Source organism: Pirellulales bacterium, assembly GCA_036267355.1.
Lineage (GTDB): Bacteria > Planctomycetota > Planctomycetia > Pirellulales > DATAWG01 > DATAWG01.
The window spans coordinates 1-12729 of the sequence record DATAWG010000111.1 but is presented as its reverse complement, the minus strand read 5'-3'; the positions used below and the strand labels follow the sequence as shown (position 1 = coordinate 12729).

The 12729-nt window shown below is 60.0% G+C and carries 13 protein-coding genes; 9 read left to right on the top strand and 4 right to left on the bottom strand.

Annotated features, from left to right (window positions below; translation table 11 throughout):
• Positions 1–176: 176 nt before the first annotated feature.
• From VHX65_17635 to VHX65_17615, 5 genes are all read left to right on the top strand, one after another.
• The gene (locus tag VHX65_17635; protein ID HEX4000377.1) at positions 177–2681 is read left to right on the top strand and encodes an alkaline phosphatase family protein; all 2505 of its coding nucleotides are present in this window, start codon (positions 177–179) and stop codon (positions 2679–2681) included.
• A 152-nt stretch (positions 2682–2833) separates the two neighbouring features.
• Positions 2834–3313, top strand: a complete 480-nt coding sequence (locus VHX65_17630) for a helix-turn-helix domain-containing protein (GenBank protein HEX4000376.1) — start codon at positions 2834–2836, stop codon at positions 3311–3313.
• 48 nt (positions 3314–3361) lie between these two features.
• Positions 3362–3781: a peptide-methionine (R)-S-oxide reductase MsrB gene (msrB, locus tag VHX65_17625; protein ID HEX4000375.1), complete on the top strand. Its 420-nt coding sequence runs from the start codon at positions 3362–3364 to the stop codon at positions 3779–3781.
• 149 nt (positions 3782–3930) lie between these two features.
• Positions 3931–4554, top strand: a complete 624-nt coding sequence (locus VHX65_17620; GenBank protein ID HEX4000374.1) for a GNAT family N-acetyltransferase — start codon at positions 3931–3933, stop codon at positions 4552–4554.
• A 56-nt stretch (positions 4555–4610) separates the two neighbouring features.
• Positions 4611–5741 (top strand): CHAD domain-containing protein, encoded by a 1131-nt coding sequence (locus VHX65_17615; protein HEX4000373.1) that lies wholly within the window; start codon positions 4611–4613, stop codon positions 5739–5741.
• A 62-nt stretch (positions 5742–5803) separates the two neighbouring features.
• Here VHX65_17615 and VHX65_17610 read toward each other — a convergent pair whose 3' ends face one another.
• From VHX65_17610 to VHX65_17595, 4 genes are all read right to left on the bottom strand, one after another.
• Positions 5804–6148 (bottom strand): hypothetical protein, encoded by a 345-nt coding sequence (locus VHX65_17610; GenBank protein HEX4000372.1) that lies wholly within the window; start codon positions 6146–6148, stop codon positions 5804–5806.
• A 116-nt stretch (positions 6149–6264) separates the two neighbouring features.
• Positions 6265–6450, bottom strand: a complete 186-nt coding sequence (locus VHX65_17605; GenBank protein HEX4000371.1) for a hypothetical protein — start codon at positions 6448–6450, stop codon at positions 6265–6267.
• A 160-nt stretch (positions 6451–6610) separates the two neighbouring features.
• Positions 6611–7084 (bottom strand): hypothetical protein, encoded by a 474-nt coding sequence (locus tag VHX65_17600; protein HEX4000370.1) that lies wholly within the window; start codon positions 7082–7084, stop codon positions 6611–6613.
• A 177-nt stretch (positions 7085–7261) separates the two neighbouring features.
• The gene (locus VHX65_17595) at positions 7262–8305 is read right to left on the bottom strand and encodes a polysaccharide biosynthesis/export family protein (GenBank protein ID HEX4000369.1); all 1044 of its coding nucleotides are present in this window, start codon (positions 8303–8305) and stop codon (positions 7262–7264) included.
• A gap of 543 nt (positions 8306–8848) precedes the next feature.
• Between VHX65_17595 and VHX65_17590 the strand changes: the two genes are divergently transcribed.
• The 4 genes from VHX65_17590 (at position 8849) to VHX65_17575 (ending at position 12476) form a co-directional block, all read left to right on the top strand.
• Positions 8849–10423 (top strand): glycosyltransferase, encoded by a 1575-nt coding sequence (locus VHX65_17590; protein ID HEX4000368.1) that lies wholly within the window; start codon positions 8849–8851, stop codon positions 10421–10423.
• A gap of 260 nt (positions 10424–10683) precedes the next feature.
• Complete coding sequence (locus tag VHX65_17585) at positions 10684–10986, top strand: hypothetical protein (GenBank protein ID HEX4000367.1); 303 nt, start codon at positions 10684–10686, stop codon at positions 10984–10986.
• 113 nt (positions 10987–11099) lie between these two features.
• The gene (locus tag VHX65_17580; GenBank protein HEX4000366.1) at positions 11100–11540 is read left to right on the top strand and encodes a hypothetical protein; all 441 of its coding nucleotides are present in this window, start codon (positions 11100–11102) and stop codon (positions 11538–11540) included.
• A 117-nt stretch (positions 11541–11657) separates the two neighbouring features.
• Complete coding sequence (locus tag VHX65_17575; GenBank protein HEX4000365.1) at positions 11658–12476, top strand: purine-nucleoside phosphorylase; 819 nt, start codon at positions 11658–11660, stop codon at positions 12474–12476.
• Positions 12477–12729: the final 253 nt, after the last annotated feature.

Sequence of the window (12729 nt, the reverse complement as noted above, 5' to 3'; positions counted from 1 at the left end):
GAAGGGTGAGGGCGAGGGTGAGGGGATAGGGGAAGCGGGCGACCGTTAAATCGAATGGATGAGGCAACCTGATGTTGCGGCGAACAAATGAGCGGACCGTTGGATTGGTCTTGGTTGCCGCAATTTCGTGGTTGGCGATTATGGATATGGTCCGGGCTGAGCCGCCGCAGGCAACGATGCAGACAGGGACACCGCGGGCGGCGAAAGGGGCCACGCGCTGGCCTGGGCCGCAGCCGGATGGGAATACGCTGCTGTCCAATGGATGGTCGCTGCATCCGGCGGGGCGGCAGCTTCCGCTGGGGCATTTTCCCGTCAATATCGCCATGCACCCGTCGCAGCCCTGGGCGGCTGTATTGCACTGCGGATTTCGAAACCATGAAATCGTCATCATCGATTTGAAGCATCAGGAAGTGGCGTCGCGCGTCACCGTGCCGCAAGCGTTTTATGGGATCACGTTCGACACGGCTGGCGAACGGCTGTTTGCCAGCGGCGCGGAATTCGAAGTGGTGCACGAATACGATTTCGCCGACGGCAAATTGTCGAATCATCGCGAGATCAGAATCGCCGACCAAAAAGCAAAGCAAATCCCTGCCGGCTTGGCATGCAGCCCCGACGGCAAGATGCTCTATGTCGCTTGCGCATGGGGCAGCTCGCTCGCCCGCGTGTCGCTCGACAAACCGGAGCAAATCGATCGCTTGCAGTTCGAGAAAGACAGTTATCCTTATGCGATCGTGCCGAGCCGCGATGGCCGGCGGTTGTTCGTCAGCTTGTGGGGTAAGAGCACCGTGGCGGTCGTTGATGCGCAGGCTTGGAAGGTGATTAGCGAGTGGCCAATCAAGAAAGCGCTGGCGGAACGCTCACGACCGTCGATCCTCGTGGCAGCCGCCGACTCGCATCCTACCGAAATGGTTCTCTCGCCGGATGACAAATTGCTGTACGTCGCGTGCGCCAATCTGAACGACGTTTTCGTTCTTAGCACTATCGATGGTGAATCGCAGGAGGAGATGACCATTTCCATGTGGCCCAATTCGCCAAACGGCAGTATTCCGAGCAGCCTGGCGCTCTCCGCCGATGGCAAAGTGCTGTTGGTTGCCAATTCGGGCAATAACAATCTAGCTGCATTCGATGTGAGCCGGCGATGCAAGAGCAGGTCCCTTGGCTTTATTCCGACCGGCTGGTATCCGACGTCGGTTCGCTTTGGATTGGCGGAGAAGCCTGATCTCGGGGAAGAGATTTATGTCGCAAGCGGCAAGGGCCTCGGTTCGCGAGCCAATCCGAACGGCCCCGGTCGTCCCGAGCCCACGCGCTCCGAGATCAAGGGAAAGAAAACGCCGGATGAATATATCGGCGGATTGTTCAACGGCACATTCGGAATTATCGATCCGCCATCGCCGGAACAAATGGCCCGCTATTCACAACAGGCGCGATCGTGTTGTCCGGTTGCAAACGATCGCCGGATAGCCGCCGCACCGCGTGGCGAAGGCAACCCGATTCGCGATGGCAGCCCGATTCGCCATTGCATCTACATCATCCGTGAAAACCGCACCTACGATCAGGTGTTTGGCGATGTGAAAGAAGGCAATGGCGATCCGCGGCTGTGTTTGTTCGATCGGCATATCACGCCGAATGCCCATGCGCTCGCGAAGCAGTTCGTGCTGCTCGATAATTTTTACGCCAATGCCGAAGTCAGCGCCCAAGGGCACGAATGGAGCACCGCCGCCTATTGCTCGGATTTCGTCGAAAAAACATGGCCGCTCAGCTATCGCGGCAAAGCGCCGGATAAGATCGGCTATCCGTCGGAGGGAAAATATCCGATCGCCTTTCCCGCCGTCGGCTATATCTGGGACCGCTGCAAGGAAAGCAAGGTCACGTATCGCAGTTACGGCGAGTTCATCGACAACGGCGCCCACGCCGGCGAAGCGAGCCATACGAACATGAAAACGCTCGTCGGCCATTTCGATCCCAAGTATCGCGGCTGGGACCTCGACTATCCCGACGCCAAGCGCACCGACGAGTTTTTGGCGGAGCTTGCACATTTCAATAAATCGTACGACATGCCACGGTTCATCGTGTTGCGGCTGCCGAACGATCACACGCACGGTACCGTCCGCGGCAAACCGACCCCCGCGGCAATGGTCGCGGAAAACGATCTGGCCCTCGGCCGGCTGGTCGAGGGCGTCAGCCATAGCCACCTTTGGCAAGAGACGGCGATTTTCGTCGTGGAAGACGATTCGCAAAATGGTTCGGATCACGTTGACGCCCATCGCACCGTGGCGCTGGTGATCAGCCCTTATTGCCGCCGCGGCGCCGTCGATTCGACGCTCTATGCGACGACCAGCATGCTCCGCACGATGGAACTGATCCTCGGTTTGCAACCGATGAGCCAATTCGACGCCGCAGCCACGCCGATGTACGGCTGCTTCCAAGCGACGCTGAATTTGGAGCCATATGTGCACGTTCCGGCGGAAGTGTCGCTGACGGCGGTAAACGAGGCCGGAGCATGGGGAAGCGAAGCGTCGGCCAAGCTGGATTTCAGCCATGAAGATGCCGCGGATGAAACCACGCTCAACCAAGTGATTTGGCACAGTGTTCGTGGCGCGGATTCCGCCATGCCGCCACCCGTGCATGCCGCCTTTGTTCGTACACGCTCAGCAGCGCCAGCCGGCGACGACGACGATTGAGAGGAAGGCTGTGAGGCTTTGAAGGACGGATGACGAACGGCGGTTTTTCTTGTCCTCGCCCCGCGCCCCTCGGTAAAGCCGCACCGGGCCTTGCCTTGGCCGATACACTGGATATTGAACGTTCGGGGGCGTCGAGGGGAGCTTGAGAAACGATGAATCTTGCCGGGGTTCTGAATGACGAAATTCGCCGACTGGCGCGGAAAGAGATTCGAGCCCAGATGGCGGCCATTCGCCGCGCGTCCGCGGCCCAACGCCGCGATATCGCGCAACTGAAACGTCAACTCAAATCCTGTGAGCGGCGCATTGCGCATGTCGTGCGCCGGTTGGTCCATGGCGGCGCGCCGTCTGCCACGATCGAATCCGATGCCGCCGCGAATCGCTTTTCGGCAAGGTCGGTGCGGGCCCAGCGGCGGCGGTTGAAGTTGTCGGCAGCGGAGTATGGTAAACTCGTCGGCGTGTCGAGCCAGACGATTTATCAGTGGGAGCATGGCAAGTCGCGCCCGCGGACAGCGCAGTTGCATGCGCTGGTGTCGGTGCGATCGATTGGCCGCCGCGCAGCGCTCGCCCGATTGAATCAGCCGTCGGTTGGCGATCGCCCCCGTTCGCCACGCAATTCCCACGCAGAGAAGTAAACCCTCGCCGTATTGCGAATCACGAGCCACGAAACCCGAGCCACGACTATGACCGAACCGAATGAATCCAAACGCGCGGTACAAAAGTCCGCTGCAGAATGGCACCGGCAGCTCACGCCCGAGCAATACCAGGTGACTCGGCAAAAGGGAACCGAGCGTGCCTTTACGGGCCAGTACTGGAACAACCACGAACCGGGGATTTATCGGTGCGTGTGCTGCGGCGAACCGCTGTTCGACTCGGAAAGCAAGTTTGATTCCGGCTGCGGTTGGCCAAGTTTCTTTCAGCCGTTGGATGAGGAAAACATCGAGAAGGCCGATGATCGCAGCCATTTCATGCGTCGCACGGAGGTTATCTGCCGCCATTGCGGAGCGCATCTTGGCCATGTGTTCGACGATGGCCCGAACCCCACCGGTTTGCGCTATTGCATCAATTCGGCGTCGCTGAAGCACGAGCCGAAGAAATCTTAGCGACGGGCGGAATTCTTCTGACTTACGCCACGATCGGCGAAAAGCCGATCGCAGACACTTGCCATTCGCAGCGGCCGCTTGAAATAATGCAGAACTTTGCCGGCTAGGCAAAGCGGCGAAACCACTATTCGCGAGCGCACGGAGCTGAATTGACGATCCACATCGTGCCAATTGCCGAGCGCCACATCGCCGGCTTCCACGCCGTTTTGGACCGTGTCGCGCGCCAGCGAAAATACCTCGCGCTGGTCGAAGCGCCGCCGCTGGAAGCAGTTCGCGAGTTGGTATTGCGGCATATCGGGCAAGCGGCGCCGCACGTGGTGGCGATCGATGGTGGAGCGGTGGTCGGTTGGTGCGATATCGTGCCCGACCTGCGTGAATCGTCCCGCCATTGCGGCCGGTTGGCGATGGGAGTCGATCCCGATTATCGCGGAAGAGGCATCGGTCGGCGGTTATTGCGAGCAGCGCTGGCCGCGGCCCGCGCGCGCGGTTTGGAACGGATTGAGTTGAACGTAGTTGATACGAACGAGATCGCCATACGTCTCTACAAGCGATTCGGTTTCGAAGAAGAGGGCTTGTTGCGCAATGCCAGAAAACTCGATGGCCAATACGATAACAAGCTCACAATGGGTCTTTTGCTGAACGGCCCGGGAACTACGAATCGGTCAGCGGAGAAGAACATCGAGGCTGCAGAACCCGCAGCACGCGGCGCGGAAACGAATGGCGACCGGCTACGCGACGGCCAGACCGAGCAAGGGCCGGCTCGCCGGCGTTAGGGGGCGGCCGCGAGGTTTGTTTATCAGTTGCCACACTTTTTAGAGACATCACTCGCTTGACGACCACCAATAGCAAGTGGATCGCCGTCGAATCGCTAGCGGAACCAGTCACTCGGGTGGCTCGGCGTGCGCTGAAGGCGCGTTTGCGATGGCTGTGGAGCCGGTTGCCGTTGGCGGCCGAGGCAAAAGAAGACGTTGAACACATTCATCAACTTCGTGTCGCCAGTCGGCGCGCGCATGCGGCCATGAAGACGTTTGCGCCCTATCTGCCGTCCCGGCGAGCCGCTTGGTTCGATCGGCAACTGAAGCGAATTCGCCGCGCCGCCGGCGAAGCCCGCGATCTCGACGTGATCGCGATGCGCTTTCGCAAAGAATTCGCCGACCGGAGCGCTGCAGCCGCCGCGATCGTGGATCGCATTGCCGCAGCGCGCAAGGCTGCTCAGCCCGCAATCATTGAGGTTTATCGGGGATTGCAACCCAAACGATTTCGCCGACGGATCCACAAGCTTCTGCGTCGAGTACGAATGCGAAGAACGACTGCAGACGATTGCTGCGGCGAAGCAGGATGTGGCGCCGCGAGTACGAGCGACGGATCTGCGACAGCGAGTTCGGCGGGCACCGGCCTCGGCACGACCGCTTCGGGCGTTGCAGCACATCAAGCGGCGACCGCCGGCGCTTCGGATACTTCGCACGATCAAGCCGCCCACGACACCGGTTTGTGCGACGGCGAATGCTGTTTGGGCCGCGAGCCGTCGATCGCCGAAGCGGCGCGCCATGAAATCCGGCACTTGGTCGATGCGTGGTTTACCGCCGCGGATGCGGACCTTTCCGACACCGGCCGGCTGCACCGGTTTCGCATTGCCGGTAAAGAGCTGCGCTATGCGATGGAGATCTTTGCCGCGGCGCTGGGCAGCAATTGCCGCAAGGCCCTCTATCCACAGGTGATTGAAATCCTCGAACACTTAGGCCACATCAACGACCGGGTGGCATCGGAAGGCCGGTTGCAAGCCTGGCTGAACGAAACCGAGTGCCCGGAGGAGCGCGCTTTGCTCGGGCGATTGCTTGCATCCGATGCGGAGGCAATCACGAACGGTCTGCATGCCTTCTTCGCACTCTGGACTCCCGAGCGGCGCGATGCTTTGCGACGCCAATTCGCCGACGAATTGGCGGATGCAACCGGCCGCTAGCGCCTTGCCGCTGTCGCGCGATCAAATTCCCATGAGCGGCGATATGTTGGCCGCCGGTCTCGTTAGATCTGATACTCCGGCAGCGCGAGGGCGCGCGGCAGGGTCGGCTGGCCGATCGGAATGGTTCGCAGAAACCGCCCGCCGCTTTCATACCATCCGTGGCGCATGAAGCGGCACCATGTGAGATCGACCACGAGGCTGAACCAGCGGCTGTCAGCCGTTTCCAGCGAGGCGATCATTTGCCGATGGGCGAGCGGCGCCGCATGGAAGAATCCAAAGCCGCCTTCCGACAATTCTCGTCCCACCGCCACCATCGCCGGACCGCCCGGTGTCCGGCCGTCGCCGGCCAGCGGCGTCAGATGCACCAGATGTGGGAAGGGAAATCTCCGCTCGCGACGCCGATCCATCGCATACGTGCGTCCGAAATGCGACGCCAACAGACTGCGCACACAGTCGCGGATCTCCCGTTCCGAAACACTCGAACGGATATCGAACTGTGGCCGTCGACAGCTGAACTGTGTTTTCATCGGTGCAAGCTAGCAGGCGGAGTGTTGGGAAAATCGGGAACGACGATGCCGGAATCGCAATGGATGCAGCTTCCGTGTCTGGAGGGGCCAGACCGCCATGCGACGACGGCAAATGCGGGAGCAAAACTTAGCGCGACGGTTTGGTTCAGCGAGCGACGAATGTCGGATTTGGCGAGTGCCATTGAATATTTAGCTCGAAAACATCCATGAGTCAAATTGGCGGCGAATGCCCGAGACTTCGCCACGGGGCGGTCGTCGGGCGCGAGCGGCGACGACGAGCGCAACAAAAAACCCTCGGCGTGAGCCGAGGGCTGAACATCGCTTCTTGGGAGAAACGCCCACTCAGTGGCGCGTGTTTGCACCGGTGTAAAAGTGCGAGTAGTTCAAATACGTGGCCGCTTGCCCGGTCGGACGGATGCGGCCGGCGAAACCGGTCGTGCCCAAGCCGGTCGACTCGCGAACTTGGTTCAACTGCTGTTGCAACAGGCTGATCTGGTTGGATTGCGCGTAGTTGTTTTGATACTGCTGTGCGTTGAGCTGATTTTGATCCAAGAACGGGCGCACCAGCGTATTGTAATTATTCAGCGCTCCAAAGCCGTTCGTTCCATTGTTGCCGAACAACAAGAGATAGGGGCTTAACGTTGGGCTCGGATTGTATTGCAAATTCGAAGGCCCGGCAAATTGAGCGAATGCCGCCGATCCGCTCAATCCGATCGCGATCCATCCCGCAGCCGCCAGAATCGCCCAGCGCGCTACGCCAGCGGACAATCCACGCCGCGCCGTTCCGGGTAGTGCGTTTGAAATTGTGGCTGCCATGGTCGAATCCCTTTCTATGCGCCCCACGCTCAGCGATCTCATTTTGAGCCACCTTCCGCGCTTGAATTCTACCGCGCTGACCGATCGCGTCAAAGCATTCGGCGACGACCGTCACTGTATTGCCAACAAACACATAGTGCGAATTTAGCTCGACATTGAACGAGTCGCTGGTTCATCCTATCGTCCTGCGAATGCACTCGACGGACGTTTGATTTCCTCCACGCTTTCTGCGCCCAAAGTCGCAAATCCAAACGCCCGTTCGATGGGATTGAGGATCTTGCCGACCAGCGAATCGGTGGCGATCAGCTTGTTTTCGGCCAGAAAGATGCGGTCGCCCGGCATGATCTGGTAGTTGGTCTTGGTCTCGCCCTTTTTCGTGATGTCGTTCCAATTCACATACAAACGCTGAACACAGCCATTGGGCGCGGGGCGAGCGATCCAAATCCGCTTGCTCGCCAGCCGAGATAGACCATTGATTTGCGAAATGGCATCGAGCACCGTTTCGTTGCCGGTGATCTGCAATCGAATAAGGCTGTCGCCGAAGCCGGCCCCTTCGCCAATGACGTAGTACACCTTGCTGGCATAAGTGAAAACGTCGACCGAAACCTCGGGGCTTTCGAGGAACTGCGTCAAATGCGATTCGATCGCTTGCTTGGCTTGATCGACCGTCAGCCCGGTGACCTGCACGGTGCCATATTCCCCGAGATTGACCGTGCCATCAGGGCCGACGCGATGCTGGCCCTGGATCTGTTGCTGGCCCGAGGAAGCGGTCAAGGTTACGGCCACTTGCGGTTGCTTCAGCGTGCGGCTGAGTTGCCGGTTGATGGCTTCGCTGGCCTCTTCCAATGTCAGGCCTGCCACCTGCGCCCGGCCGTATGATGGTCCGAGATTTACTCCGCCGCCGGGCTCGACGCCGTAGGTGCCAATAATTGGCTGGTCTGTAAGCGTTCCGGTCACGTGAATTCCCAGATAATCGAGCGGCTCGATCTTGTAGGGCGCCTTGGGAACTACCTTGAGCGCATCGATTTCCAGAATATCCGGAGGCTCGATAATGTAGGGGGGCAACGAAACCTTGCTGATTTCGGTTCCCACCGGTTGGACGGGAATCGGCGGCGGCACGGCCGGAGCGGGTGAAGGCTGAATTGCCGCGCAGCCCGAGAGAATCCAACACGCCACCAGCGCGGCGCACCACGAGCATGTTGTCTGGCGACGAATATGCATTGCGAAATTTGCCGGACTGAACGCGAAACCGCCGCCAACGACTGTCTGCCGTCTTGCAGATCGCTAGCACGCTCATCAAAGTTTGCCTAATCTCGACAACCGCAATAATCGGCAAATCCGCCCGCAAACTTTGCCAAGTCTTCCGAAGCCGACAATTCCAGCACTCACCTCGTAGCGGGAACGGAGGGCGGAGATAAGTTGCATAAACTGGCCAGGTCGGGGGGACTGATGGCATTGCCCGGCTGCCATGACCGCTGCTCTCCGTGAGCATGTTGCAGTATTCGACCCCGCACAGCGGAATCATGCCCACGCAAAGCCGCGGGCAGGGGCGCCCAAGAAGCAGACTCCGCCGCTATTCCGACTCCCCTTCCGGCATCTGCCCTGAATCGCTACACTTCGCCCCGCTCTTCGATTGCCGACCACGTAGGCCACGTTTTCCAGCGGGACATATCCGCGACTCGTCCAAGACCAGCGGCGCCGTAACCGTCAAATCCGTGTTGGGCGTTGCCGCGACGCCAGGAAACCGAACACCGGGTGCTTCCCATGCCATCGGAACCAAAACGGCTTACGGTCGCCATGATCGTGCGAGATGCCGAAGCGACCATCGCTGCTTCGCTCGGCAGCGTCCGGCCGATCGCCGACGAAATTGTCGTTGCCGACACCGGTTCGCTCGACCGCACACGGCAGATCGCCCTGAGTCGAGCGACGACGGTAGTCGATGTCCCTTGGACCGATGATTTTGCCGCCACCCGAAATGCGTGCCTGGCGAGTTGCACCGGGGAGTGGATTCTCTGGCTCGATGCCAACGAACGTCTTGCGGCGGATTCCGCCCTGCAGATTCGCCGCTTGGTCGACGAGGGAGCCGATCCGGCGAAAGTCTACCTGCTGTTGATCCAACTTCCCCCTGCCGGCGAGCATGGCATGAGCGAGCAGGTCGGACGCATTCGCTTGATGCCGAATCGGCCGGCGCTTAGCTTCACCGGCCGTGTACGTGAAAATCTTCATCCGGCATTGATCGCGGCCGGCATGCGGGTGGAGTTGAAGCCGTGGCACATCCATCGTGATGCGGAAGATCAAGAGCGGGCGGTAAAGACTCGCAAAGCCCGCCGTGATTGGAAACTCGCTGAATTGGAATTGTGCGATCGCGGAGAATCGGCGATTCCGCTGGTGGCAATGGGTGAATCGCTCATGAATCTTGGTGATGCGCGGCAGGCCGCCGATTGCTTTCGTCGGGCATTGGCGGTCGCACGGCCGGCGTCGACTGAAATGCTCGAAGCCTATTACGGACTACTAACGACCTACGATGGCCAGCCGGACGGGCACGATCAGCAGGTGAAAATCTGCGTTCAAGCACTGGAAGCATTCCCCTTCGATGCCCAGTTGCTCTGCGCGATCGGCAGCTATATGCAGCGGGCCGGACGACTGGATCTGGCAAGCCGCTCCTATCGGACGGCCGTGCGCCATGGCCAACTCAACCTGGAAACATGGCACATCGCCGCGATCCGCGATGTGGCGACATTATGTTTGAGCCTTTCGCTCGAGTTGCTCGGCGAAGACGACGAGGCGCGCGAAGTCGTCGAGCAATCGCTGGCCGGCCAGCCCGACCCCGTCCGGCTCCGCCGCCGCTTGATCGATCTCTACGTGAAGCACGACCGGCGCAAGGAGGCGCTCGATCAAGTATCTTTATTGCCGGCCGACACGCCGCATCGCGATGCGCTACGCGGCGCGGTGCGCGGCGCTTGCTTGGCAGCACAAAAGAATTGGGTCGCCGCCCGGGCCTATTTGCAAACCGCCTACGACGCCGGCTGCCGCGACGTGCTCTGCCTGCGATGGCTTTCCGTCGCGCTATTTTCAAGCGACGATTTTTCGGCGGCCGAACCGATCCTGCGCCAATGGCATGCCGCCGCGCCCGGGATTGCCGAACCAAAGCGGTATCTCGAATTGATCGCCAAGGGCAAAGCGGTGCAGGGCGTTGGCGCCGCACCTCCTGAAGACCAAGCGACCATTTCCGCCCGCCGACTGCGCATCGATCCGCCCGCCCGCCCATCCGCGATGAATCTTCTCCCAAGCAGCGGCCAGCTCAATGCGCTGCAGCGCGAGGACGCCGGCAAGCGCTAATAGCGCCGCACGTCCGAGCGCTGCTCCGCATCGCTTCTTGCGCACCAGCCTCCTAGACCGATCCGCAATCGTGCGGCAGCCGTATCGAGTTTCTGATTCGATTCGCCCTTTCGGCGAACGATCGACGATCGCTCAGCCGACAGGGGTTGACGATCGCAGCCGGGGAGCGAAAATTGGCTAGCGTGAATCGAGGGGCGGCCTGCTCGCTTTTCGATCGGTTGTAGCAGAGTCAATCCAACCTGGTTTCGAGGAACCGAGTCATGCCGCATGTGATCCATCCGAATTCCGATCTGGAAGAACCAAGCCTTCTCGGCCAGCCGCCGCAGGTACTGGCTGTGGATGAGGAACTGGACGATGATGAAGAGATCGAAGAAGATCTCGACGCCGACGAATCGGAAGAGGACGATGAATTCGATGAGGAAGACTTTGACGACGACTTCGACGACGACTTCGAGGAAGACGTCGACGATTCCGACGTCGATTCCGACGATGAAGACGAGGAAAAAGAACCAGGCGACGATGAAGAGCCCGACTTGGACGGGGAATTCGACGATAGCGAATAATCTGTAAGCTATCGGCTATGCGGAAGACGATGCTTTGAAAAGCGTGGTTTTGGGGCGGTTCTAAATAATGTAGAGTCCATTTCCACCCGGTTTGGCCCCATCCAGGTTCAACCATGTCCAACGCCGACAAATCTCCATCACGCGCAAAGCCGACTCGCCCGGCCGGCGAGCCGGCCGAATGGTTTGGCGATCTAGGTTTGGTCGACTTGCAAATTGACATCTACGAACGGATTCTGGCCCGCAACCCGAATTATATCTTGGTGCTCCGGGCCCTTGGCGAATTGTTGGCGCTCAAGGGGCGATACGACCGATCGCTCGAAATCGACCGCCGGTTGGTGTCGCTTGCTCCGCGCGATTGCGTCGCTCGCTATAACCTGGCCTGTGCGCTTGCCGTGCAGGGGGCGCCGCGGCAGGCGATCGAGGAATTGGGTGTCGCCATGCAGTGCGGCTACGACGACTTCGGCCATCTCGAAATTGACCCCGATCTCGACAGCATCCGCCATCTCCCCGCCTACCGCGCCCTGCTGCGGCAATACGGCATCGAAGGGGAATGACGAACGTGTCACTTGGCGCTCGTCATTCGAGCTTCGTCATTAGACATTCTTTAGTCATTCGTCCTTAGTCATTCGTCCTTAGTCATTCGTCCTTAGACATTGGTCATTCGCGCCACGATGCATCTCGCCGAGCATATTGACGAGGCCGTGCAGTCGATTCGGCGATATTGGAGTGCAGCGGCCGATGTCGGAATCATCTTGGGCACCGGCTTGGGTGCTCTGGCCGGTGAAATCGAAGCCGACGCGCGGATCGAATACCACGCCATTCCGCATTTCCCGCGCTCGACCACGCACAGCCACGCCGGCCAGTTGGTTTGCGGACGCTTGGCCGGCCGCTCGGTTGTGGCAATGGAAGGCCGGCTGCATGCCTACGAAGGCTACACCCAACAGCAGATCACGTTTCCAGTGCGCGTCATGCGGGCTCTCGGGGCACGAACGCTGATCGTGTCGAATGCCTGCGGTGGCATGAATCCGCAATATAGCCGCGGCGACATCGTCGTCATCGACGATCACATCAACCTGATGAACGGCAACCCGCTCATCGGCGCGAACGACGATCGCCTCGGACCTCGATTTCCCGATATGTCGGCGCCGTACGATGCGGCCCTCATCGAGCGAGCGCTGGCCATTGCCGCACGGGAAAATTTCGTGGCCCGCCGCGGGGTGTATGTCGCCGTGACTGGGCCGAATCTTGAAACGCGGGCCGAATACCGCTTCCTGCGCACCATCGGGGCCGACGTGGTCGGCATGTCCACCGTGCCCGAGGTGCTCGTGGCGGTTCACGCCGGAATGCGCGTGCTCGGGCTATCGGTTGTCACTGATATTTGTCTGCCCGACGCCTTGCAGCCGGTCAGCCTGCCGGAAATACTGGCCGTGGCGGCCGCCGCCGAGCCGAAGCTGCGCAAACTCGTGCTCGGCGTGCTCGAGCAAGACTGACGGCCTGTCCAGCAGCCTATTGAAGCATTTCGACGCGCGCATATCTTCGTGTGCCACTGGCTCTGCGAGTGTGAGCCGCGAGTTGATATCGTCCCAACGAAGGGCAAAAAGGGGACGCAGCAGAACGCAGCTCGTTTCTGTTGCCCGCCGAAGAACCCGCCCGACGATCAGTCGTGAAAAAGAGCTGCGTCCCCTGGTATGTCCCCAAAATCCTTTAAATCAATGAAAAAGGACCGTCCCAGCGCTTCTATTG

Excerpts from the sequence above, each read along its gene's own strand:
- VHX65_17590 (HEX4000368.1), top strand. The coding sequence starts at position 8,849 with ATGCCATCGGAACCAAAACGGCTTACGGTCGCCATGATCGTGCGAGAT.
- VHX65_17630 (HEX4000376.1), top strand. The coding sequence starts at position 2,834 with ATGAATCTTGCCGGGGTTCTGAATGACGAAATTCGCCGACTGGCGCGG.
- VHX65_17600 (HEX4000370.1), bottom strand. The coding sequence starts at position 7,084 with ATGGCAGCCACAATTTCAAACGCACTACCCGGAACGGCGCGGCGTGGA.
- VHX65_17580 (HEX4000366.1), top strand. The coding sequence starts at position 11,100 with ATGTCCAACGCCGACAAATCTCCATCACGCGCAAAGCCGACTCGCCCG.
- msrB (HEX4000375.1), top strand. The coding sequence starts at position 3,362 with ATGACCGAACCGAATGAATCCAAACGCGCGGTACAAAAGTCCGCTGCA.
- VHX65_17605 (HEX4000371.1), bottom strand. The coding sequence starts at position 6,450 with ATGGCACTCGCCAAATCCGACATTCGTCGCTCGCTGAACCAAACCGTC.
- VHX65_17635 (HEX4000377.1), top strand. The coding sequence starts at position 177 with ATGCAGACAGGGACACCGCGGGCGGCGAAAGGGGCCACGCGCTGGCCT.
- VHX65_17575 (HEX4000365.1), top strand. The coding sequence starts at position 11,658 with ATGCATCTCGCCGAGCATATTGACGAGGCCGTGCAGTCGATTCGGCGA.
- VHX65_17595 (HEX4000369.1), bottom strand. The coding sequence starts at position 8,305 with ATGCATATTCGTCGCCAGACAACATGCTCGTGGTGCGCCGCGCTGGTG.
- VHX65_17610 (HEX4000372.1), bottom strand. The coding sequence starts at position 6,148 with ATGGATCGGCGTCGCGAGCGGAGATTTCCCTTCCCACATCTGGTGCAT.
- VHX65_17585 (HEX4000367.1), top strand. The coding sequence starts at position 10,684 with ATGCCGCATGTGATCCATCCGAATTCCGATCTGGAAGAACCAAGCCTT.